The sequence below is a fragment of the Streptomyces lasalocidi genome (assembly GCF_005280215.1).
In the GTDB taxonomy this organism is placed as follows: domain Bacteria; phylum Actinomycetota; class Actinomycetes; order Streptomycetales; family Streptomycetaceae; genus Streptomyces; species Streptomyces longwoodensis.
Genome location: NZ_SZNQ01000001.1, coordinates 7,869,392 through 7,893,043, shown reverse-complemented (window position 1 = coordinate 7,893,043; position 23,652 = coordinate 7,869,392). Strand labels below are relative to the sequence as shown.

Genomic DNA, 23,652 nt, shown 5'->3' with positions numbered 1-23,652 from the left:
GCCTCGCCACCACCTGGACCACCTGGCTGCTGCCCCTGCGACCCTACGTCAATCGCCGTTCACCCTGCTTCGGGCAGCGCGAGCGCCGCCCCTCCGCACCGTCGGAGGCCCGCGTGACGGGAACGGGGCGGAGTGCGGGACAGTGGGAGGATGCGCACCCAACCAGTACTGGTCTTCGACGGCGACTGCGGCTTCTGCACCACGTCGGTGGGCCTCGTCCGGCGACTGCTCCGGCCGCGCTGCGAGGTCGTGGCCTGGCAGCACGCGGACCTGGCGTCGCTCGGCGTGACGGCCGGGCGGGCCCGGTACGAGGCCCTGTGGGTGACGCCCACCGGGCGGGTGTACGGCGGTGCGCAGGCCGTCGCGAAGATCCTGCTCAGCGCGCGCGGCGCGTGGCCCGTCCTGGGCGCGCTGCTGACGCTGCCGCCGGTGCGCTGGGCCGCCCACGGCGTGTACCGGCTGGTGGCCGAGAACCGTGGGCGGCTGCCCGGGGGGACACCCGCGTGCGCGGTGCCCGCGGCGCCGTCGGAGCCCCGCGCGGCCGGGGTCGGGTGGACCGGATGACCTGGCCGTTGTGGATCAGGTGGACCAGATGACCTGGCCGTTGTGGATGATGACGACCTTGCCGTCCGCGCGCAGCACCAGTTGTGCGCCCTCGTGACCGTGGGTCTTCGACGCCCAGATGGGACGGTCGTCGCCGTTGTGGATGACGAGGTTGCCGTCGCCCTGGAAGATCGCGCGGTGGTTCTGCCCGAAGGTCATGGACGCCCAGATGGGCTTGTCCAGCTCGTTGTAGACGACGAGGTTGCCGTCGGTCTGCATGACCATGCGGATGCGGTTGGTGGTCCAGGCCTGGTTGACCTCCAGGACACTGACCGCCGAGACGGTCTCTGTGCTCCAGTTCGGCTTGGGGGCCGGCTTGGGTTTGGGCTTCGGCTTCGGCTTGGCGGACTTGGACGGCGAGCTGCTGGGCTTGGGCGCGGGAGGCACGGCCTGGGGTGCTGCGGCCACCGGCGCCGCGCTCTTCGACGGCTTCTTCGCCCTCGGGGACACGGTGGGCTTCTCGGCCACGTAGTCGTCGAGGGCGGCGGGGGCCGACTCGGGCTGGAGGACGGTGTCCGCACCCTGAGCGGCCACCGTCGTGGAGGGCTTACCGCCGTCCTTGTCGTGCGCGCCGCCGGCCAGGGCCAGCGGGACGGCGATCAGTACGGCCCCCACGACCGCGGCTCCCGCCAGGACCGGCTTGCGGGGGCGCCCCGCGTCGACGCCGGTGCCGGCCTTCGGGCTCGGCGGAACCGTGGCGACAGCCGCGGCCACGCCGATGCGGGTGACGGGTTCCTCGGGCGCGGCGGACGTCGTGGCCGCGGTCGCGGTGGCCGTTTCCGGCCCGGCGGGTGTCTCCGGTGCCTGCGTGGTCGCGGCGGGGGCCGCTACGGCGGGCGCGCCGGCGGCGGAGCCGGTTGAGGCCGGGTCGGAAGGCGTTTCGGGGTCGGCATCGGGCTGTGCGGTGGAGTCGGATGCCGGGGCGGGGGCGGCCTCCGGGGCGGAGGCAGTTTCCGGGGTCGGGGCGGCCTTCGGGGTGGGGGTAACGGGGTCCCCTGTTAGCGCGGCACCCGCCTGCGCGGCGGGCGCGGGAGCCGGGCTCGGCCCCTCCTCGGCAGATGCGGAAGGGCTCGGAGGGGTGCCGGCCTCCTCCTCGCCGGAGTTGCCGGCCCTCTCCGCTCGCGCGCCGGGCGTGTGCTGCTGGGGAGACATGGGGGTTGCTCCTCCTCGGTGGCGGAGTGCTCGGTGGTGGTCGGGGGCCCGCACAGCGGCGCCGAGCCGGACGAACTCCGTTGCTCCCGGCGGTCGTCGGGCAACTCCGGCCGCCTCGGTGAGACGTGACTCACCCCGGCCGTCGCGTTCCGCTTGAGCCACGGCCGCGCCGCGGGGGCCGGTCCGTCGCCGCTTCCGGTCGCCCGGTCCGCCGTACGACACCGTTGTGGCCGTCGGGCCGGCCGGCACTGCACGTCGCCGCGTTCGGCGACAGGCCCAACTTAGCTTCTTTCGCGGCCGATCACCTCGCACCCGTCCCGCCGGCCCCGGCGCTTTGTCCCCCGACGCCACGCTGCTCCCGGATAGTTCTCCACCCGGGCAGCAAACGGGCACGCCAGGGGCCCTTTCGGACGCAACCCGGGCGCCCGCGGGCCGCGTTGGTGTGGCATGCTGAGGGCTCCGGCTGATCGATGTCGGCATGCAGACGTGCCGTTCGGCACCCACGAAGGCGTACGGCTCAAGAGTTCAGGTGGAGATGTGGCCCCGAGAACGACAAGAGGCCAGAAGAGGCGCCCTGCCCGTGTCACCTGATACCTCCGCCCCGGTCGCCGCTTCCGTTTCCGGTCCGGCCGTCCCTCGTACCGGCACGGCTGCCGACGCCTCAGGGACCGCCGACGTACCCGGGATACCCGACGCCGTGCGCGCGGCGGCCCGCCAGGCGCCGGGCCACTGGATCGGCGTGGTGGACCCGGAGTGGACCGGGCGAGGGACCGTGCCCGAGTGGGCGGTGCTGGGCGAATGGCAGTCCGACGAGCGCGGCGAGACAACGGAGTTCCGGGCCAACCCCGCCTACCGCCCCTCCGCGCGGATGCTCGGCTGGCCCGAACCCACCGATCCCGTCGACGCCGCGGCGCAACGCGCCGCCACCGGTTACGGCTCGACGGACGAGGCTCTCGGTGCACTCGCCGACGCCGAGGTCACCGTGGTGCGCGGGCCGGACGGCGCACCGCTGACCGCCGTGGGACGGGACGGCGACCCCGTGGTCCTGTTGTTCACCTCGCCGGCACACGAGTTCATGTCCCCGGCACTTCGGCACGACACCCTTGCCACGCGGGAGTTGGTCCGCTCGCTGAGCGCGCCCGGCACCTGGTTGCTCGTCAACGCGGGCGCCGCCGCTCCCCTGCTCGTCCCGGCGGACAGTGTCCCCGGCTCCCAGGGGGAGGAGCGGACCGTCCTCACGGCCGACTCCCCCGCCACGCCTCGGCCCGACGGCCCACCCGACCCCGTGTCCCCCACCACCGGGAGAACCTCGTGACGCGATCCGCCCAGCAGCCGCCCGCTTCCTCCGGGGGGCGCCCCGAACACCGTACGGAGGCCGAGGGCGAGACGGAGGCGGGTTCGGGGACCCTGGCCGGGGCCGGTCCGCAGACGGGTACGACGGCCGGAGATGATCCGAAGGCCGCAAACGGCCCGAAAACCGGAACCCGTGCGAAGACCGGGACTGCGGCGGCCGCCGAAACCGAGGGCGCGGCAGGGTCCGAGCCCGCCACCGAACCGGAACCCGAAGCCGAGCCCGGGTCCGCCACCCGGACCACCGCGGAGGCCGGCGAAGCCGAGCCCGCCGCACAGCGCACGGCCACCCCGCAGGGCAGCTCCTCCGAGCCCGCCGACGCCGACGCCCCGGGCACCGCCACGCCCCCCGACGCAGAGGCCGGGACGGTGACGGGTTCCGACGGTCGTACGCAGGCGGCCGACGGTGAGGCCGAGCCCGGCGCCGCCGCGGCGGCCAAGAGCAGGCTGCCCGCCCTCGTACGGACCATGACCCAGACCGCGATCGACCGGCCCCGGGAACAGGCCGCGCCGGTCGGGCGGCCGGGCAAGGCCGTGCTGGCCGGAGCTGCCGTCGCGGGCGCGCTGCTGGTCTCCGTCCCCTTCCTGGTGCTCGGCGGGAACCACGACGACGGCGACGACCGCACAAAGGTCGCGGGCGCCGGGACCGTACTCGGTGACGACGGCCAGGAGGCGCCGGGCGACTTCGTGGTCGCCTCGCCCGACAACAGCCCCTCCGGCACGGCCGGGAAGACCATCACCAAGCCGGCACCGCACACCCCGGCCGGGCACCCCGCCACGGGCGGCGGTGAGTCGCACCCGGCCACCGCTGCCCAGGACCGCCCGAAGGCACCCGCGAAGGGCACCGGCGGCGCGAAGACCGGCGGCAGCAAGAGCACGAGCAAGAGCGGTGGCGGCAGCAGTGGCGGCGGCAGCAGCACCAAGCGGGACGCCAAGGCCGGTTCGGGCGTGACGTTCAGCGCGCCCGTGTCCTTCCGCAGCCACCTGTCCGGCCGTTGCATCGACGTGCCGGACGGTGACTTCAGCGACGGCAAGCAGCTGTGGGTGTGGGACTGCAACAACACCGCCGCGCAGAAGTGGCAGTTCGCCTCGGACGGCACGATTCGCATCGGCGGCAAGTGCCTGGACGTGGCCGGCGCGAACTACAACGACGGCACGCCGATCCAGATCGCCTGGTGCAACGGCAACGCCGCCCAGCAGTTCACGCTGAACGGCAGCCACGACCTGGTGAACACCGTGGTGGGCAAGTGCGTCGACATCAAGGACGTGAACCCCGGCAACGCCGCGCCCCTGCACCTGTGGACCTGCATCGGCGCCGACAACCAGAAGTGGAGCGTCTGACCGTGTCGCGCCAGGTACTCACGGTCGGTCCGGACGACCGGGACCGCTACCGGACCATCGGTGAGGCGCTCTCGGCCGCCCGCACCGGCGCCCTCATCAGCATCCGGCCCGGGAGCTACGCGGAGAACCTGGTGATCCACACCCGGGTCACCCTCGCCGCCGCGGAGGGACGGGGCACCGTGGAGATCAGGCCGCGCACGGGCAGTGTGCTCGCACTGCGCGCCGACGCCGTGATGCTCTCGGAGCTGACCCTGCGCGGCGCTGACGCCGAGGAGCCGACGGTGGACGTCCGCCGCGGGCAGGCCGCGCTGGACGGCTGCGAGGTCGTCGGGGCGGCGTGGACCGCGCTGCTGGCGTCGGGCACCGGTTCGCTGGCGCTGCGGGACTGCCGGGTGAGCAACCCGCAGGGGGCGGGCGTCGTGGTCACCTCGACCACGCCCACCACGATGGAGTCCTGCACCTTCGAGCACCTGGGGACCAGCGGTGTGGTCCTCGCCGAGCAGGGCGAGGCACGCATCCGGGGCTGCACGGTGCGCGACGCCCGCGGCAACGGGCTGCTCGCCAACGGCGATTCCCGCGGCACGGTGGAGGACTGCGACGTCTCCTCCACCGACAAGCCCTCCCTGGCCCTGGAGCAGAACTGCTCCCTGTCGGTGGTGCGCACCGTCGTGCACGACACCAGCACCGGCGTGCACCTGAGCACCTCCGGCCGCACGACGCTGGAGGACGTCCGGGTCACCGGGGCGTCCGGCAACGGCATCACGCTGGCGGCGGGCACCGACCCGGTGCTGCGCCGCTGCCGCGTCTCGCGGACCCGCGGCCACGGCGTACTGGTCACCGACCGGGCCCGCGGCACCTTCGAGGACTGCTGGGTCGACGGCGCGCGGGAGGCGGCGCTGCGGGTCGCCGGGGCCGCCTCGCCCGCGCTCACCGGCTTCACCGCCCGCGACTGCGAGGGCACCGGACTGCTCCTCGAGGAGGACTCCGCGCCCGAGCTGGACCGCCTCGAAGTGATCGGCGGCGCACCGGCGGTCCTGGTGCGCGGCGGCGCGAACCCGCTGCTGCGCCGGGCCCGGCTGGTGGAGCCCGAGGGCGACGGCATCGCGGCCCTGAAGGACGCCCGTGGGCGCGTCGAGGACTGCGACGTGCTGCGGCCCAAGGGCGTGGGCGTGCGGGCCGCCTCCGGCAGCACCCTGTACCTGGCCGGCGGCGGCGTGTCCGACGCGGTCACCAGCGGACTGGCCGTCGAGGACGGCGGCAACGTCACCGTGCGCGACTTCCGCGTCGAGGTGTCCGGCGAGGACGGCGTGGTGGTCGCCGCGGGCGGCGAGCTGACCGCCAACCGTACGGCGGTGCACGCCCCCCAGGGCCACGGCTTCCTGCTGCGCGAGGGCGCGCTCGCCTCCCTCAGCGGCTGCGAGGTCACCGGCGGCGCCCAGGACGGTTTCCGGGTGGAGTCCACCGCGCCGGTGTCCCTCGTCAACTGCCTGGCCCGGGAGAACGGCGGCGGCGGCCTGGTGCAGACGGCCCCCGGCACCCGGCTGGCCGTGGAGGGCCTGAACAGCACCGGCAACGGCAAGCGGGACGCCTGGGGCACCGGCGCCGCCGAGAACACCGACCCGGCGGGCTCCGGCGCGGCCGACGCGCCCCCGCCGGACCGGGCCGACGGCCCGCTCGGCGCCCTCAACGCGCTGATCGGCCTGGAGAACGTCAAGCAGCAGGTGGGCACCCTGGTCAACCTGACCCAGCTCGCCCAGCGCCGGGAGAAGCTCGGCATGCCCGCCCCGCCGATGAGCCGCCACCTGGTCTTCGCCGGCCCGCCCGGTACCGGCAAGACCACGGTGGCCCGGCTGTACGGTTCGATCCTGGCGGAGCTGGGGTCGTTGCGCAGCGGGCACCTGGTGGAGGTGTCCCGGGCGGACCTGGTCGCGCAGGTCGTCGGCGGCACGGCGATCAAGACCACAGAGACGTTCCAACGGGCGCTCGGCGGCGTGCTGTTCATCGACGAGGCGTACACGCTCACCTCCGACAGCAACAACGGCGGCGCCGACTTCGGCCGCGAGGCGGTCGACACCCTGCTCAAGCTCATGGAGGACCACCGGGACGACGTCGTCGTGGTGGCGGCCGGCTACTCGCGCGAGATGGAGTCCTTCCTCGGCTCCAACCCCGGCCTCGCCTCCCGGTTCTCCCGGACGGTGCAGTTCGAGAACTACTCGGTGCCCGAACTGGTCGCGATCATGGAGAACATGTGCGCCCAGCACCAGTACGAGCTCGGCGAGGGCACCGCGCAGGCGCTGGCCGCGCACTTCGAGGCGATGCCACGGGACGCCGGCTTCGGCAACGGCCGTGCGGCGCGCGGGGTGTTCGAGGAGATGGTGGACCGCCAGGCGGTCCGGCTCGCCTCCCAGGCCCAGGTCAGTGAGCACGACCTGCGGCTGCTGCTGCCGGAGGACGTCTCCGCCACCGCCGCCGCGCAGGTCACCGGTGGCGCGGTGGCGCAGGACGACCCGCTGACCCGCCTCGGCGACATGATCGGCCTGGCGGAGGTCAAGCGGGACGTCGCCGACCTGGTCAACCTCATCACCACGGCACGTCACCGTGCGGCCGCCGGGCTGCCCGTGCCGTCGCTCAGTCACCATCTGGTCTTCACCGGGCCGCCCGGCACCGGCAAGACCACCGTGGCCCGTCTCTACGGCGAGATCCTCTCCCAGCTCGGCATCCTCGCGCGGGGCCAGCTCGTCGAGGCGGCCCGCGCCGACCTGGTCGGCCGCTACATCGGCCACACCGCGCAACTCACCCGCGAGGTGTTCGAACGCGCCCGTGGCGGTGTGCTGTTCATCGACGAGGCCTACACCCTCACCCCGCGCGGCGGCGGCGCCGACTTCGGCCAGGAGGCGGTGGACACGCTGCTGAAGCTGATGGAGGACCACCGCGACGAGGTGGTGGTCATCGTCGCCGGCTACACCGACGAGATGGAACGCTTCCTGGCCTCCAACCCGGGCCTGTCCTCGCGCTTCCCGCGCCGGGTCGCCTTCGCCGACTACTCCTCCGAGGAGCTGGTCACCATCGTGCGCACCCAGGCCACCGCCATGGGCTACGAGTGCGGTCCGGGTACCGGCCCGCTGCTCAAGGAGTACTTCGACGCGCTCCCCCGCGACCGCTCGTTCGGCAACGCCCGCCTGGCCCGCCAGGTCGTCGAGTCGATGGTGACCCGCCAGGCGGGACGGCTCAGCACGCTGGCCGCGCCCACCCTGGACGACTTGCGCATCCTGCTGCCCGAGGACGTCTCCACGCCGGCCACGAAGGCGGCGCCCCGGTGAAGCCGTCCCTGCGCGCCACGGCCCGCGCCCTGCCCGCCACCGCCCTGGGCGCCGCCCTGCTGCTGTCCGCGGCCGGCCCCGCGCCGGCCGCGCCGGCGTCGCTGCCCTCGGCGGACGGCAAGGGCCAGCAACTGCCCGGCATGCCCTCCGCGCTCGGTACGGACGCCGGGGACGACGCCTGCACGCCCGCCTCCACGTCCAAGGCGAAGAAGCAGGACTGGTCGCGCCAGCGCCTCGACCTGGACCGGCTGCACCGGCACAGCACGGGGGCGGGCGTGACCGTCGCCCTGGTCGACACCGGGGTCGTCGCCGACGCGACCGGGCTCGGCGACCGGGTCACCGCTCAGGGCGCGGCCGCGGTGGACTGCGTCGGGCACGGCACCTTCCTGGCGGGGCTGATCGCCGGGAGCGGCGGCGCCACCCCGGGTCTGGCCGGTGTCGCCCCCTCGGCGAAGGTCCTCGCCCTGCGGGGCACCGACGAACGCGGACAGGCGGACGCCGACCTGGTCGCCGAGGCGGTGCGCGCCGCGACCGAGGCCGGCGCCGACGTGATCGTGGTCGGGGTGGCCCTGCCCCGCCGTGACGCCGAGCTGACCCGTGCCGTCGCCGACGCGCTGGGCGAGGGCGCGGTCGTGGTCGCCGCCGCCACGCCCGACCCGCCGACCCGGGGCGCCACCGACGACGTACCCGCACGCATCTACTGGCCGGCCGGTGAGCCCGGGGTGCTGTCGGTCGCCGACATGCTCCCCGACGGGTCCCGCCCCGACAACGCCCTGCCCACCAGCGGTGTCGACCTGGCCGCGCCCGGAGCCGGGGTCGTGTCCGGCGGTCCCCGCGGTGCCGGGCACTACCTCGGCGGCGGCGCCTCGGTGGCCGCCGCCTATGCCGCCGGGGCGGCCGCGGTCGTCCGCGCGACCCACCCCGACGACTCTCCCGCGGCCGTCGTCCGGCGCCTGACCGCCACCGCCTACCCCGCCGACATCCCCCAGCTTGACCCGTACGCCGCCGTCACCACCGTCCTCGGCGACGCCCGCGCCGTCCTGCCGGCCGGTGACGGGTCCCGCCAGGTGACGCTGCGCGACACGGCCGCGGCCGACCGCGCGACCGGCCGCGCCGCCCTCTTCGTCCTGCTCGGGGGCGCCGGAGTCCTGTCGGTGCTGTGGGCGGTCTTCGCCCTGCCACGAGCCCGCGCACGCGGGTGGCGCCCGGCGGGACCGAAGGAGACGGGCACGCCCGACGGGGCGTGAGCCGACCGCGCGCGTACGCCCTGCCCGTCCTCTGCCCGCTGTTCGCTTCGCACGAGTCCGCGTAAGCGGGTGGCCCACCGCCAGGCCAGCCGCGACGGCGCCACTGGGCTGGCCGTGAGGCAGCCACACTGGCTCGTCCCTGCTCGCTGTTCGCCCGCTGGGAGACGCGCGGCCAGTGCGCGCCGGGGGCAGACAGGACGGGCGCGCGGCCGTGCGCCGATCGTGCGAGCCTGCCCCGTTCACCCCGCCCACTGCTCGCCGTAGCCCCAGCCCGCGCCCGCGCGTGGCACCCGGCGGCCGGATCGAACGGGCGCGCCGCGGCGGGGCGTGCTTCGGCCGCGCGGGCACGCCCTTCCCGTTCCCCGACCGCTGTTCGCCTCGCCGCGAGCCCGCGTACGCGGGCGACGCCCCGCGATGCCGGACGCGAGGGGCCCGCCCGCTCAGCCCTGAGTCGGCCGCGCGGGCGCGCCCCCCCGCCCGGTCGGTCAGGCCTGCGGGTCCTGGCCCGTTTCCACGAGCGCGGTCTGCACCAGCCGTTCGCGGCGGCGGGCGATGTGCAGGGCCCGGCCCGGGGGGAGGTTGCGCGGCTTGGCGTTGCCGAAGAGCCGGCCCTCGGTGGGCGGGCAGGACAGCAGGAGCGCGGGGTTGTTGGCCTCGTCGAGGCGGCGCAGCAGGCCGTCGCCGAGTCCGCGCCCGGCGCCCATGGCGCTGCGGGCGACGACCAGGTGCAGGCCCATCTCGAAGCCGAGCGTGAGGTGCTCGAAGAGCGGCTCGAACGGGCTCTGGAAGGAGTTGCCGGAGACCATGTCGTAGTCGTCTACCAGGATGAACAGGCGCGGGCCGGTCCACCAGTCGCACTGGCGCATCCGGGCGGGGGCGATGTCGGCGCCGGGGATGCGGGTCTTCATGGCGCGGGCGGCGCCCTCCACGGTCTCCTTGAGGTTGTCCAGGGAGATCACGTGGCCGATGCGGTACTCCTCAGGGACGGTGTCCACGAGGGTGCGCCGGTAGTCCACCACGATGATCTTCGCCTCGTGGGGGGCGTAGCGGGTGGTGATGCCCTCGCTGACGCGGCGCAGCAGGTTGGTCTTGCCGCTCTCGGTGTCGCCGACCACGATCAGGTGCGGGGTGCGGCTGAAGTCGTGCCAGACCGGCTCCAGGGCGTCCTGGTCGATGCCGAGCGGCAGGCGCATGCCGCCGCCCTCGGTGGCCTCGGGGGCGGGCAGTTCGGCGAGCGGCAGCCGGTGCGGGAGCATCCGGATCTGCGGGGCGGGTGCGCCGCTCCAGTGCCGGGAGACCTCGGCGACGAGGTGGGCGACGCCGTCGCCGAGGTCGTCCAGGGAGCCGCTGCCGTCGAGACGGGGCAGGCCGGCCAGGAAGTGCATCTTGGTGTCGGCGGTGATGCCGCGGCCGCCGCTGCGCGGCACGGAGCGGGCCTTGCGGGTGTCGATCTCGGAGTCCATGGGGTCACCCATCCGCAGTTCCAGGCGGGTGGCGGCCTGGTCGCGGACCTGGGCGGACAGCTCGACCCACCGTGTGGTGGTGATGAGCAGGTGGATGCCGTAGTTCAGGCCGCGGGCGGCGAGTTCGTTGAACTTCGGGATGAGGTCGTCGTAGTCCTGGCGGACGGTGGACCAGCCGTCGATCACCATGAAGACGTCACCGAAGGGCTCGTCGGGGAACTCCCCGGCGGCGCGGCGGCGGCGGTAGGACTGCATGGAGTCCAGGGTGTGGTCGACGAAGAACTGCTCGCGGCGGGCCAGCAGGGTCATCACCTCGGCGACGGCGCGGTGCACGCGTTCGGGGTTCAGGCGTGCCGCGACGCCGCCGACGTGCGGCAGCCCGGCGAGCTGGGAGAGGCCGCCGCCGCCGAAGTCGAGGCAGAAGAACTGGATCTCGGCGGGGGTGTGGGTGAGGGCGAGGGCGCTGATGAGGGTGCGGGCGAGGGTGGACTTGCCGCTCTGCGAGCCGCCCGCGATGGCGACGTGGCCGCCGGCTCCGGACAGGTCCACGACCAGCGGGTCACGGCGCTGCTCGAACGGCTTGTCCACCAGGCCGACGGGGACGCGGAGCTTCCCCGTGCCGGGCCAGCCGGTTGCGGTGAGGCCGCGTTCGGCGTCGGGGGCGAGGCCGGGCAGCAGGGCGTCGAGCGGGGAGGGTTCGTCCAGCGGGGGCAGCCACACCTGGTGGGCCGCCGGGCCGGAGTCGCGCAGCCGGTCGAGGGCCACCGCGAGGAGGGTCTCCTCGTCGCCGTCGTCCTTGGTGTCGGGCTCCGGTGCGGGCACCGGCTCCAGGGTCCGCGGCACGACCCAGCTGCTGGTCCAGGGCACGACCTGGTTGGCGACCCGGGCCTGGGCCACCGCGCCGGTGCGGCGGCGGTAGGTGCCGGAGGAGTAGGCGGCGCGGAAGCGCGTCAGGGCTTCCACGCCGGACTTGAGGTAGCCGCTGCCCGGCTGGGCGGGCAGCTGGTAGGCGTCGGGGACGCCGAGCACGCCGCGGCTCTCCATGGCGGAGAAGGTGCGCAGGCCGATGCGGTACGACAGGTGGCTCTCCAGCTGGTGCATGCGGCCCTCGTCCAGGCGCTGCGAGGCGAGCAGCAGGTGCACCCCGAGGGAGCGGCCGAGGCGGCCGATCATGACGAACAGGTCCATGAACTCGCGGTGCGCGGAGAGCAGTTCGCTGAACTCGTCGACCACGACGAACAGGCTGGGCAGCGGCGTGAGGTCGGCGCCGGTGGCGCGGGCGCGCTCGTACTCCAGGGCGGAGGTGTAGTTGCCGGCGGCGCGCAGCAGCTCCTGGCGGCGCATGAGTTCGCCGTGCAGGGCGTCCTGCATGCGTTCCACGAGGGCGACTTCGTCGGCGAGGTTGGTGATGACGGCGGAGGTGTGCGGGAGTTCCTCCAGGCCGAGGAAGGTGGCGCCGCCCTTGAAGTCGACGAGGACGAAGTTGAGCGTCTCCGAGGAGTTGGTGAGGGCGAGGCCGAGGACGAGGGTGCGCAGGAGTTCGCTCTTGCCGGAGCCGGTGGCGCCGATGAGCATGCCGTGCGGGCCCATGCCGCCCTGCGCGGACTCCTTGATGTCGAGTTCGACGGGGCGGCCGTCGACGCCGACCGCGACGGGCACCCTGAGCCGGGCGGCGCCGGTGTGCCGGGCGAAGTGGGCCCGGGGGTCGTGCCGGTAGAGGTCGGGGATGCCGAGCAGGGTGGTCAGTTCGACGTCGGTGTCCAGCGGCTGGGCGATGTCGGTGGCGAGGCTGATGCGGCGCGCGGTGAGCAGCCGGGCCAGCGACTCGGCGCCGAGGACGCCGAGCCGGTCGGGGCGGCCGAGCGGTACGGAGCGCTCCTTGCGGCTGCGGTCGGTGCGCACCAGGCTCACCTGCCGGGCCCCGACGGTCAGGCGCAGCGTGTTGCGGCCGGGCCGCCAGCGCAGCGCGCCGGAGACGTCGAGGACCACCGCGTTGCGGTAGCCGTGCCCCTCCCAGCGGTGTCCCTCGGGGACGGTGACGCCGTCCAGGACGATGACGGTGTACGGCTCGTCGCGGCCGGGACGGGCGTCCGGGTCGAAGCCGGGGCGTTCGGCGAACTCGGCGCCGAGCAGGTCGTCCAGTTCGGTGAGGTCGGCGGTGATGCGGCGGACCTGGCCCGCGCCGTCCTCCTCGTGCGGGTGCAGGGCGTGCGGCAGCCACTTGACCCACTCCCAGTCCGCCCGTCGCTCGTCGCTCGCGCAGACCGCCAGCCACAGCTCCTCGGGGGCGTGGAACACGGCGAGCTGACCGAGCGCGGCCCGCACGAGGGCCCGTACGGCGTCGTCGCCGGTGCCGGCGGCCGGGGCACGGCCGCCGGCACTCGCGGGCTCGGCCGGACCGGCCGCGGCCGTCTCCTCGGGGCGCAGCAGGATCCGGGCGGAGGAGCGCAGGTACAGGCCGAGGGGCTGGTCGGGGATGGTGGAGTAGGCGCGGATGAAGCGGCGCAGGGCGTGGGCGCAGAGCGGTTCGAGGTCCTCCACGGGGCGGGTGGAGACGGGCTGCAGGGTGAGGGCGAGCTGCTGTTCCCCGACCGCGAGCCGGACCTCGCCGAAGTCCTCGTCGGCGGGGCGGCGTTCCCACAGCCGGGAGGTGCGGGCCAGGGAGCGCAGCGAGGCGGGGTCGGGGTGGCGCCAGGCGAGGGCGCGCTGCTGCTCGACGATGGTGGCCCGGACCCGCTTGCGGATCTGGGCCAGGTAGCGGAGGTAGTCGCGGCGTTCGCCCCGCAGGCGTTGCTTGCGCTCGCTGGAGCGGCGCATCAGCTGGCCCAGCAGCATGGCGCCGGCGGAGAGCGCCATGACGCCCATGGCGAGGTAGATGAAGACGCCGTTGCTGCCGCCGGGGCGCAGGAACATCAGCATCATCGACACCGACATGAGCGCCATCGGCAGGTACGTCCACACGGCCGAGGTGTCCGGGACCGTCTCGGACAGGACCGGTGGTTCCTGGAGCGTCAGTTGGCCTTCGGGCATCTCCGGACCGCGCCTGCGGGCCGGCCGGCGAAACAGCACCACGCTCAAGGGACAGAACCTCCGGGTTCACTGGGCTTTCCGGCCCGCACCGAAATGCCGCTCCCTTCCGGGAGCGGGAAAGCGCCGCACCGCAACGACTCTGGGGTTACCGGGGGACGGTGCAATCCGGTGCGCGTTCGGGGGCGGAAGCAGACGGGCGACTCCCCTGCCGCTCGGCTCCGCACCGGACGCGGGTCCGGTCCGCAGCACAATCCGGCGGGCGTCGGCAGTAGTCTGCATTCCTCCGGTACCACCTGTCCACGCGGGAGGGGCAGTTACCGGGCACGCGGGTGCAATTCCCCTGCGGACGGCCCGCTGTTCTCGTCCGCATATACCTTACGTAGTCTTCAGCCGTCCCCCCCTTTCCGCGGGGGACGATTGCCTGCCAAGCCCCCCACGGAAGACGAGAGTTCAGCTGATGACCGACAGTGCGGTGGCCGATCTGTGCCGCCTGACCGTACGCGCGCCGAGCGTCTCCGTCGATCTGGCCGTGCCCGCCGACGTGCCGGTCGCCGATCTGTTGCCCACGCTGCTGCGCTACGTCGGCGAGGAGGCCGAGGAGTCCGGTCTCGACCACGCCGGCTGGGTGCTCCAGCGCCTCGGCGACGTGCCGCTGGACGAGGAGACCACCCTCGCCCACTGCGGTCTCGTCGACGGGGACGTGTTGTACCTGCGCCCGCACACCGAGGCGCTGCCCGAGGCGCGGCTCGACGACCTGGTGGACGGGATGGCCGACACCGCCGCCCGGCGGCTGCACACCTGGCACCCCGGCGCGGCCCGCTCCCTGCTGGTGGGGACCGCCGTGGCCACCGTGCTGACCTCGCTGCTGCTGGTGTTCTGGCCCGGGGTGACCTCGTCGGTGCGGCCTGCCTACGCGGGTGTGACCGGGCTGCTGCTGCTCGCCGGCGCGGCCACCGCCAGCCGTGCGGTCGGTGAGCGGCTCTCGGCCGGTGCGCTCGGCCTGCTGGTCGCGCCGTGTCTGGGGGTGGCCGGCTGGGTGCTGCCCGGCGGCGACGTGACCGGTCCGGACGCCGCCCGGGTCGTGGGCGCGCGGCTGCTCGCGGCGGGCGCGGCGAGCGCGGGCGGCGCCGTCCTCGCACTGGCCGCGACCGCGGTCGGCGCCCCGGCCCTCACGGCAACCGCCGTGGTCTCGGTGGCCACGGCGCTCGCGGGTGTCCTGATCGGCTACAGCGGCCTGGACGTACCGGGCACGGTGGCGCTGGTGGCGACGGTGGTCGCGCTCGGCGCGGGCGCGGTGGCGCCCTTCGCCTTCAAGCTGGCCGGGATGCGCATGCCCGCCCTGCCCTCCTCGGCGAGCCAGCTGCAGGAGGGCATCGAGCCGTACGCGGGCAGCGAGGTCGCCGAGCGGACGGTGCTGGCGGGGCGCTGGGTCACCGCGCTGTTCGCCGCCACGGGCGTCGTCGCCGCGGCGGCCTTGGCCGTCCTCGCCCACCACCCGGACCTGCCCGAGGTGCTCGTGTCCGTGGCGCTGAGCCTGCTGCTGCTCCTGCACGGCCGCGGTCTGGTGCACATCGGCCAGCGGCTGACCCTCGCGGTGCCCGGTGTGTGGGGTCTGCTGCTGCTGGCACGTGCCTGGGCCGTCGACAGCGGCGGTGACGCCCGCACGGTGGTCCCGGCCGTCCTGCTCGCCGCCGCGGCCGCCCTGGTGGTGGCCGCGTGGGTGGTGCCCGGCCGCCGGGTGCTGCCGTACTGGGGCCGGGCGGCGGAGGTGGCGCACACCGGCCTGGCGGTGGCCCTGCTGCCGCTCAGCCTGTGGGTGGCGGGCCTGTTCGGCTGGCTGCGCGGACTGTTCGGCTGACGGCGCCGGTCGCCGGTTCACACGTACGAGTTGAGGAGAGGCTGTGCAGTCCAAGCGCGACCAGGTGCAGGCCCACACGTTCATGATGGGCAGGCTCAGTTCGGGCCTGCTGACGGCCGACCCGGACGCCCCGGAGAGCCCCTTGGGACGCACCACCCGCGGGGTGGTGTTCGGCGTGCTGGTCACCGTCCTGATCGGCGCGGGCGCCACCGTCTACGGGCTGCTGCGACCCGGCGGCAACGACGGCTGGCGCGACGGCCCGCACCTGGTCGTCAACCGCGACACCGGTGCCCGCTACCTGTGGACGGGCACCGACGGCGTCCTGCACCCGGTGCGCAACTACGCCTCGGCGCGGCTGATCGGCGGCCCGGACCTGGAGACGAGCGACGTGGGCAGCGCGTCGCTCCGGGGCACTCCGACGGGCGCAGCGGTCGGAATTCCCGGCGCCCCGGACACCGTGCCGGACCCGGCGCAACTCGACTCCGGTGCCTGGCACATGTGCGTCACCGGACCGGGAGGGGCGCTGCCCAGCACCGCGGCCGGCGCGTCGGACTCCGGTGTCGGGAAGCCGGGTGCCACCACGGTGGTCGCCGGGGCACCCGTGGACTCCCGTGCCGTGGACGGCGACCGGGCGGCCCTGGTGCGCGGCCCGGACGGCACCGAGTACCTGGTGTGGCGGGGCAGCCGGCTGCCGCTCGACCGCACCTCCGACGCCCGGACCGCCCTCGGCTACGGCTCCGAGCAGCCGATGCCGGTCTCCGCGGCCTTCCTCGACGCGCTGGCCCCCGGTCCCGCCCTGAGCCCGCCCGAGGTGCCCGGGCGCGGCGAGGACGGCCCCTCGCTCGGCGGCCGGGCGAGCCGGGTCGGGCAGTTGTTCACGGTGAGCGTGCCGGGCGGTGACAGCACGTACCACCTGCTGCGCAAGGACGGTCTGGTGCCGCTGACCCGGCTGGGCGCCGCCCTGGTGCTGGGTGACCCGGCCACCCAGAAGGAGGCCTACGCGGGGCAGTCGCCCGAGGTGCGCACGGTCGGCGCGGACGTCCTGCGCGAGCACCGGGCGCAGGACGCGCCCCCGGCGGGCTCCGCCGCGCTGCCGGACGCGCCGCCCGCCGCGCTGTCCGTACCGCGGGGCAGCGCGCTGTGCGCGCAGGTGGACGGCGCCGACGGCGGGGTCCGGATCAGTTCGGTGCTGGTCCCGCTGACCCAGCTCGCCCCGGTGGCGGTCCCCGAGGGCACCGACCGGCTGCGCGCGGCCTGCGCGCCGCCGGACGCGGCCGTCGTACGTCCCGGGCACGGTGTGCTGGTCCGGGCGCTGCACGCCAGCGGCGCCGCCCACGCGGGCACCACCTACCTGGTGGCGGACAACGGGGTGAAGTACCGGATCTCCTCCCGGACCGCGCTGTCGGCCCTCGGTTTCGGGGCCGGGGACGTCGCCTCCGTGCCGGCGCCGCTGCTGGCGGCCTTCCCCACCGGGGCGGACCTGGACGCGGCGGCCGCTTCGGGCGCCGCGAAGCCCAAGGTCACGGCCCCGGCGTGTGCCTCCTCCGAGGCGAAGGGCGACGACACGGCGGACGGCGCGGACGAGGCAGGCACGACCGGCGCCGCACGGTGAGCCGCACGTGCCCCGCGTCCAGCCGGACGCGGGGCACGTCCGCACCGCACGGAAAGGAACAGGTCGGGAGCAGAGGCGAAATCCAGCCGATCTGAGGGCCGCCGCCGCGTGGCCGGTGCCGCCGGGCGCGGGGCGGACGACGGGAATTGACCGGCGATCAGCTCCCGCGTCCGCCTCGAACCGGCGCGGGGAAAGCCCGGCGCGGACGAGAAAGCTCAAATCAACCTCAGAATATGCGGCCCGGGAGCCGACGCTTTTCTGCGGGCGACGCGGACATTTCGGAAACGGGCCGTCGCGGTGACCGTTTCCCGGCTTCGCGTGCCCGCTTCGAGCCCGTATCACGGGGAGCGGTGGAAATCAGGGCGGGCGAGCCCGTCGACGGAACACACGATTGTCTTCATCTCCAGGAAACCTTCCCGCAACTCCCCCGGTTCGCCCGGTCCTTGGCAGGCGCACCGAAGCTCAAAATCGACCCCGGAGCGCGTTGCGCGGAACGCCGGGTTCTCTTTAGCCTCAGCGGGCAACGTGGCGATCAGCAGTTGCCCGAACGAAGGGAGCGCGACATGGCGGACAGTGCCGCGAGGAAAGCGGATTATGCCAAGGGCTTGGGGGGCGTCTCGTCCCTGGAGTCCGCCCGGAGCCAGGTCGAGAAGATCCAGAACAACGTGGCCGAGCTGGCCGCGCGTTCGGGTGTCGGCGGTGACGAGGGCCAGGCCCTCCTGAAGCTCTTCCGCAGCTGGAACGCCGAGGCGCAGAAGGTCGTCGTCCAGATCAGCAAGATGATCGACGCGCTCCAGGAGAACGTGACCTCCGCCGACCGGCTGGCGAAGGAGAACCAGGACCTCACCGAGGTGCTCAACAGCAAGACCACCCAGGGCGTCTTCGAAGCACTGCTCTGATCCCCCCCACCGGTGTCGGCCCCTCGGACGACTCCGGATCCCGCTCGCTTCCCGGGCCCAGCGCCCGGCCACCCCTGAGGAGACGTCATGGCCGACGGCATCATCGACGTGCGCTACCCCGTGGTTCAGCGGACCATCGAGGACCTGAAGGACCAGACCCAGCAGATCATCAACGCCCTCAACACCCTGGAGGACGAGCTCAAGCCGCTCGTCAGCTCCTGGGAGGGCTCGGACCAGCAGATGTACCTCCAGGTCCAGGCGGAGTGGGACCAGGCCACCAAGAACATGGCCACGCTGCTCGGTGACAGCGGCGAGCTGGTGCAGAGCATCCACGACAACCACTCCCGTGACGAGCGCAGGAGCGCCGACAACTGGGGCAACGTCCGCGCCCGGTAGCACCGGACGGGCCCCTCGCCGGCACGGCGGCCCGCACACCGGGCGCCGGCCGGCCCCACCGGGTTCCCGAGCACCCGTCGACCACTTGTCCCGTACCAAGCAGCAGGAGGACGTCCCATGGCCGGTGAGAAGGCCGACGTCAAGCACTTCGACCTCAAGCAGATGGAGAACTTCCGGGACAACGAGGTCCAGCCGGTGTACACCGCCGCGAAGAAGCACCGTGAGGTCGGCGACGGTGCCCACATCCGGCCGCTCGGCCAGCTCATCGACGGGCACACCACCCCGGGCAACCTCGACCAGAACCAACAGCTGCTGCGCATCGGCAAGATGGCCACCGAGCCCCTGGTGTCGGGCCCGAAGCTGATCGAGGACATACGGGCGGCGGCGGAGGCGATCGACAAGCTGCTCGGTGACCAGATGGACCTCTTCAAGGAGCTGAAGGAAGCCCTCAGCGACACCATCGAAGAGGCCAACAAGACCAAGGACAAGAACCTCAGCGCCATCGACGCACAGACGCTGCTCATGACCTTCGAAGAGGTCGACACCCTCACCGCCGGCGGCTCCGGCGGCGGCAAGAAAGACACCTGACAGCGCGGCGCGCGCCGGCCCGGTCCGAGGACCGCCGGCCGGGCCGCACAGGACTCCCGGCAGCACACCCGGCACGACGGCGGCGGGCTCCGGGGCGCACGTCACGCACCGACCAGAAAGGGCGCCCGGTGGCCGACCGTTACGATCCCAACTCCGTTGCGAACCTCGACAAGTTCGACAATGCCGGGGATCCGTCCTCCGACACCTGGGCCACCCTGGTCAAGCACATCACCGGCTACCCGGTACCGGACCGCGCCACGGTCTTCGACAACCTGCGCTCCGACCACGGGGGCAAGCTCTTCCGGATGGACATCAAGGACCGGAGCCTCAGCCTGCTGGTGCAAGACTCCGGGTTCCTGCGGAACAACGGCGAGGACTACGACATCTGGTTCTTCGACCGCGGCAAGAAGACCCTGATCAAGCAGGCCCGGATCGTCTTCGAGGGCCGGGTGAAGGCCGGTGAGGAGATCATCTTCGCGGCCCCCGGCTCCGACGACGTGCACAACGCCCAGGTCCGTGAGGGCAACGAGTTCACGGACTACAACAAGGACAAGATGAGCACGATCCCGCTCGCCCGGTACATGAACGGGCCGCGGGCGGCGCTCCTCGCCCTCCTCGGCGGCAGCACCCAGGACGCCCGGTTCAGCGCCCTGAGCGTGGGCGGCGGCGACGTGGTCGACCTGAACTCCTTCAACGCCACCGGTGACTCCTTCGACTACGCCGCCAAGTTCTTCAAGGACCAGGCGGTGGTCCTCAAGGACTGGGAGGACCGCTTCGGCCGGGACGACGCCGGCTGGAAGGGCGAGGCCGCGGAGGTCTTCCGCAGCCTGCTGAAGAAGATCCGCGAGAACTACGACAACTACGTCGAGACGTTCAACTCCAGCCCGGGTTCGGGCAGCGAGACGGGCACCGGCAACACCGTCTACTCCCGCGCGCTGTCGCTGGGCCGCAAGTACCTGACGGACGCGGCCGACACCCTGCTCAAGGCGTGGCTGGACTGGGCCAAGTCCCCCTACTACGACCCGCACCAGGTGCTGCGCTACGTCCTGGACGACCTGGCCCAGTGGGTGGACGCCAACAACGTCGCCAAGACCGACATCAAGGTCTCGTCCTCGCGCTACGGCAGCTCCACGTACCACGTGCCGCAGGCCGGCTTCCTCCAGGAGCACCCCGAGTACGGCGACCTCAACGACATCGCCAACTGGGCGAAGGTCGGCGACAAGGCGGTGAAGATCTGGAGCCAGGGCGTCGACGAGTACCTGGGCAAGCCCGCCGCCCAGGTGCAGTCCGCCCTCAACAACCACTTCCTCGACCTGGGCGGGGACTTCAAGAACAACCTGCCCGAACCGAAGTCCACCAGCACGGCCGCCGACGACTACGAGAAGAAGAAGCTGAAGGAGGAGAAGGACGAGGTCAACCGGCAGAACGAGGAGAACCGCAAGTACCAGGACGAGTTGCGGAAGGAGCAGGAGAAGCAGCGCGAGGAGGACCGCAAGTACCAGGAGGACCTGCGCAAGGAGCAGAACAAGCAGCGGGAGGAGGACAAGAAGTACCAGGACGACCTGCGCAAGGAACAGAACCAGCAGCGCGACGAGGACAAGAAGTACCAGGACGACCTGCGCGCCCAGCAGCAGCGCGAGCAGGACGAGGCCAAGAAGTACCAGGACGACCTCCGCAAGGAACAGAACCAGCAGCGCGACGAGGACAAGAAGTACGCGGACGAGCTGCGCGAGGAGCAGCGCCGCGAGCAGGAGGAAGCCAAACGCGAGGCCGAGGAGCAGCGCAAGGCCGCGCAGGAGAGCCTGGACGGCCTCAACGACCCCAATGCGGTCAAGGAGCAGAACCTCGGCGGCCTCGACGGCCTGCTGAACGGCAACCTCCCGGTCACCGAGAGCGCCGGCGACCTGAACGGCGACGGCGGCCCCACGACCACCGGCAACATCCCCCCGGTCACCAGCCTGGCCAACCTCGGCCCGCTCAACACCGGCGCCGGCAACGACGCGGTCACCCAGAGCCTGGGCAACCTCGGCGGCCTCAACAACGGTGGCGGAACGTCCCTGCGCACCCCGACAAGCGGCAGCACCCAGGTCCAGGACGGCAAGCTCACCACCGGTTTCCCGGACGGCAGCAGCACCTCCTTCGACCCGGACACCGGGGTGCTCACCACCACCCACCCCGACGGCTCCGTCACCACGACCGACCTCGGCGACGGCGCCAAGGTGACCAACCCCGACGGCTCGGTCACGTCCCTGGGCGACGACGGCAAGCTGACGACCACCTTCCCCGACGGCACCACCCAGACCGTCGACCCCACCAGCGGGCAGGCGACGACGACCGGCCCGGACGGCCACACCACGACGACGGACCTGGGCAGCCTCACCGGCCTCAACGGCAGTGACGGGGTGCTGGACACCCCGACCGGGGGCAGTACGCAGCTCACCAGCGGGGGCGACCTGACCACCGACTTCCCCCAGGGCGGCCACAGTTCGTTCGACCCGGACACCGGAGTGCTCACCACCACCCACCCCGACGGCTCCGTCACCACCACCGACCTCGGCAACGGCGCCGGCGTCACCAACCCGGACGGCTCGACGACCAGCCTGGGCGACGACGGCAAGCTGACGACCACCTTCCCCGACGGCACCACCCAGACCGTCGACCCCACCACCGGGCAGACCACCACGACCCACCCGGACGGCACCACCAGCACGGAGAACCTGGGCAGCCTGGGGAACCTCAACGGGCAGCACCAGTCCGGCGGTCTCCCCTCCGACGTGACGACCGAGTCCATCGGCGACCTCGGCGGGCTGAACGCCGACCACTCCGGCCTGGACACCCCGACCGGAGGGTTCACCGCCCTGGACGCCGACGGCGACTTCACCACCCAGTTCGGCGACGGCAGCCACAGCGTCTTCGACCCCGACAACGGGATGCTCACCAGCACGCACGCGGACGGCTCCACCACGACCACCGACCTCACCCACGGCGCGCGGGTCACCAACCCGGACGGCTCGATCACCACCCTGGACAACGGGCAGTTGACGACGACCTTCCCGGACGGCAGCAAGCAGGTCATCGACCCGGACACCGGCATCGCCACGGTCACCGACCCCCGGGGTCACACCGAGACCGTGAACCTGCACGACCTCAACACCTCGAACGGCCATGGCCCTTCGAGTTCCCTCGCGGGTCTGGACGACCTGGACCGCATCGGCGGGAGCCCCACCACCTCACGCGACGTACCGCTGTCCGAGCTGGGGCTCGGCAGCGGCGGCCTCCCCGGCGGCGGCACGGCGGCCGCCACGGCCGGCGGCTACTCCGCGGGCTCCTTCACCACGGACGGCAACGGGGTCGCCCCGCTCTCGGAGAGCGGCGCCGCACCCCTCGCCGCGGCCGCCCAGGCCGGCACCCCGGGCACCCCCGGGACACCCGGCAGCCCCGGCATGCCCATGGGCGGCGGCATGGGCGGCATGGGCGCGGGCGGCGAGAAGGGCAACGGCGAACGGGTCCGAGCCGTCCTCGTCGACGCGGCCGAGGAGAGCGAGCGGCGCAACCGCCGCCGGCGCAGCCCCTGGAACCGGCAGGAGGACGACGACACGTTCCTCGCCCCGGCCTCCCGCGTGGCGACCACCGGCGGCGACTCCCCCGAGGAGGAGCCGGAACCCGGCCGCAGGGCCACCACCTCCGCCGACTACCTGGAGGAGGACACGGACGTGTGGGGCACCGAGGAGGGCGGCACACCGGCCGTCATCGGCCGGTGACCGGCGGCCGCGCACCGCACGCCGTGCGACCCCGCCCATCACGCCCCGGCCGCCACCAGGCAAGATCAACGGGTGAGTTGGTGCACCGCCCGGCCGGACCGACGCCGGACACGGACACCGGGCCGCACCCACGGAGCCACGGAAGCAAGGAGGCGCGAGCGTGACGGAACCGCTGGAGAGGCGCCTGGAGAAGGCGATGGCCGAGCTCCAGGCCGCTCAGGAGGCGATGGCGCGCACCGAACGCGAGCTGCGCCAGGCGTCGTTCGCGGTGCTGTCCTCCGACCGCGCCGTCCGCGCGACCGTGGGGCCGCAGGGCGAGCTGACCGGGATCGAGTTCCTGGAGAACAAGTACCGCGACATGTCGCCGCAGGAGCTGGCCGCCAGCGTCCTGGAGGCGGCCGGCGCGGCGCGGGTCAAGATGAACCGCCACGTGATGAAGGCGATGTCGCCCTTCACCGAGCCCAGCAGCAACGTGCCCGAGTTGAAGGGCTTCGAGGTCGACTGGGAGCGGATCTTCGGGCCCGAGGTGCTGCACGACGACGACGAGGACACCGCCCGCGGCGCGGACCACGGCCCGGGCTGGCGGGACGCGCTCGACGAGGACGGGGAGGACTGACCGGTGGGACAGCGCTACTACGTGGACCCGCACCGCATCGAGGCCCTCGCCGGGCAGCTCGAGGAGATCGGCTCGCTGGCCCGGAGCATGACCGAGGAGTTCCTCGACGAGCTGGCCCCCACGGTCAGCTGGCCCGGCACCGACGGGGAGTTCGCCGAGAAGGCGAAGCCGCAGGAACAGAAGGAGCGGCAGACCACCAAGGACACGATGATGTCCATCCGCGACGCCCTGGTCGGCATCACCGACGCGACCCTGAGCCAGGTCCGGATGATGAAGGACACCCGGGACCGCAACATCGACGACATCGAGCAGCGCACCAGCCGGATCGACACCCACGGGCTGAACGGCGACGGGGGCCCGAGCGGGCATGGTCGCCGCTGACCCCAGCGCCCCGGGCCGCTCCCCCGCCACACCGG

15 protein-coding genes are annotated in these 23,652 nt (G+C 73.4%); 13 read left to right on the top strand and 2 right to left on the bottom strand.

The window, feature by feature from the left end; translation table 11 throughout:
• Window positions 1–150 precede the first annotated feature (150 nt).
• A complete protein-coding gene (locus tag E4U91_RS35160; protein ID WP_137310542.1) occupies window positions 151–564 on the top strand; it encodes a thiol-disulfide oxidoreductase DCC family protein in 414 nt (137 codons plus the stop codon).
• Window positions 565–579: 15 nt separating this feature from the next.
• Here E4U91_RS35160 and E4U91_RS39840 read toward each other — a convergent pair whose 3' ends face one another.
• Entirely contained in the window at window positions 580–1,317 is a 738-nt protein-coding gene (locus E4U91_RS39840) for a mannose-binding protein (protein WP_338326704.1), read from the bottom strand.
• Window positions 1,318–2,290: 973 nt separating this feature from the next.
• Between E4U91_RS39840 and E4U91_RS35150 the strand changes: the two genes are divergently transcribed.
• Genes E4U91_RS35150 through E4U91_RS35135 form a run of 4 tightly spaced genes read left to right on the top strand, consistent with a single transcriptional unit; the run spans window position 2,291 to window position 9,013 of the window.
• Entirely contained in the window at window positions 2,291–3,070 is a 780-nt protein-coding gene (locus E4U91_RS35150; protein WP_137311176.1) for a type VII secretion system-associated protein, read from the top strand.
• The gene (locus tag E4U91_RS39335; protein WP_241678798.1) at window positions 3,067–4,446 is read left to right on the top strand and encodes an RICIN domain-containing protein; all 1,380 of its coding nucleotides are present in this window, start codon (window positions 3,067–3,069) and stop codon (window positions 4,444–4,446) included. Before E4U91_RS35150 ends, E4U91_RS39335 begins: the two co-directional genes overlap by 4 nt.
• A 2-nt stretch (window positions 4,447–4,448) precedes the next feature.
• Window positions 4,449–7,766: a right-handed parallel beta-helix repeat-containing protein gene (locus tag E4U91_RS35140; protein ID WP_137310540.1), complete on the top strand. Its 3,318-nt coding sequence runs from the start codon at window positions 4,449–4,451 to the stop codon at window positions 7,764–7,766.
• On the top strand, window positions 7,763–9,013 hold the full coding sequence (locus E4U91_RS35135; protein ID WP_174867907.1) for a S8 family serine peptidase: 1,251 nt from the start codon (window positions 7,763–7,765) through the stop codon (window positions 9,011–9,013). The genes E4U91_RS35140 and E4U91_RS35135 overlap by 4 nt, the downstream gene beginning before the upstream one ends.
• 485 nt (window positions 9,014–9,498) lie before the next feature.
• Here the strand turns inward: E4U91_RS35135 and eccCa are convergent, their stop codons facing one another.
• Window positions 9,499–13,506 carry a type VII secretion protein EccCa gene (gene eccCa, locus E4U91_RS35130; protein WP_137310539.1) on the bottom strand — a complete coding sequence of 1,336 codons (4,008 nt, stop codon included), beginning with the start codon at window positions 13,504–13,506 and terminating at the stop codon, window positions 9,499–9,501.
• 457 nt (window positions 13,507–13,963) lie between these two features.
• Between eccCa and eccD the strand changes: the two genes are divergently transcribed.
• From eccD to E4U91_RS35090, 8 genes are all read left to right on the top strand, one after another.
• On the top strand, window positions 13,964–15,364 hold the full coding sequence (gene eccD / locus E4U91_RS35125) for a type VII secretion integral membrane protein EccD (RefSeq protein WP_137310538.1): 1,401 nt from the start codon (window positions 13,964–13,966) through the stop codon (window positions 15,362–15,364).
• Between the two features lie 43 nt (window positions 15,365–15,407).
• Window positions 15,408–16,976 (top strand): type VII secretion protein EccB, encoded by a 1,569-nt coding sequence (eccB, locus tag E4U91_RS35120; RefSeq protein WP_137310537.1) that lies wholly within the window; start codon window positions 15,408–15,410, stop codon window positions 16,974–16,976.
• A 563-nt stretch (window positions 16,977–17,539) separates the two neighbouring features.
• The gene (locus tag E4U91_RS35115) at window positions 17,540–17,875 is read left to right on the top strand and encodes a hypothetical protein (protein ID WP_137304565.1); all 336 of its coding nucleotides are present in this window, start codon (window positions 17,540–17,542) and stop codon (window positions 17,873–17,875) included.
• 87 nt (window positions 17,876–17,962) lie between these two features.
• Window positions 17,963–18,271 carry a WXG100 family type VII secretion target gene (locus tag E4U91_RS35110; protein ID WP_137310536.1) on the top strand — a complete coding sequence of 103 codons (309 nt, stop codon included), beginning with the start codon at window positions 17,963–17,965 and terminating at the stop codon, window positions 18,269–18,271.
• 117 nt (window positions 18,272–18,388) lie between these two features.
• A complete protein-coding gene (locus E4U91_RS35105; RefSeq protein WP_137310535.1) occupies window positions 18,389–18,859 on the top strand; it encodes a type VII secretion system-associated protein in 471 nt (156 codons plus the stop codon).
• Between the two features lie 128 nt (window positions 18,860–18,987).
• A complete protein-coding gene (locus tag E4U91_RS35100; protein ID WP_137310534.1) occupies window positions 18,988–22,620 on the top strand; it encodes an AAWKG family protein in 3,633 nt (1,210 codons plus the stop codon).
• A 160-nt stretch (window positions 22,621–22,780) separates the two neighbouring features.
• Entirely contained in the window at window positions 22,781–23,236 is a 456-nt protein-coding gene (locus E4U91_RS35095; protein ID WP_137310533.1) for a YbaB/EbfC family nucleoid-associated protein, read from the top strand.
• A 3-nt stretch (window positions 23,237–23,239) separates the two neighbouring features.
• Window positions 23,240–23,617, top strand: coding sequence for a hypothetical protein (locus E4U91_RS35090; RefSeq protein WP_137310532.1), 378 nt, complete (start codon window positions 23,240–23,242; stop codon window positions 23,615–23,617).
• The last annotated feature ends 35 nt before the right edge of the window (window positions 23,618–23,652 follow it).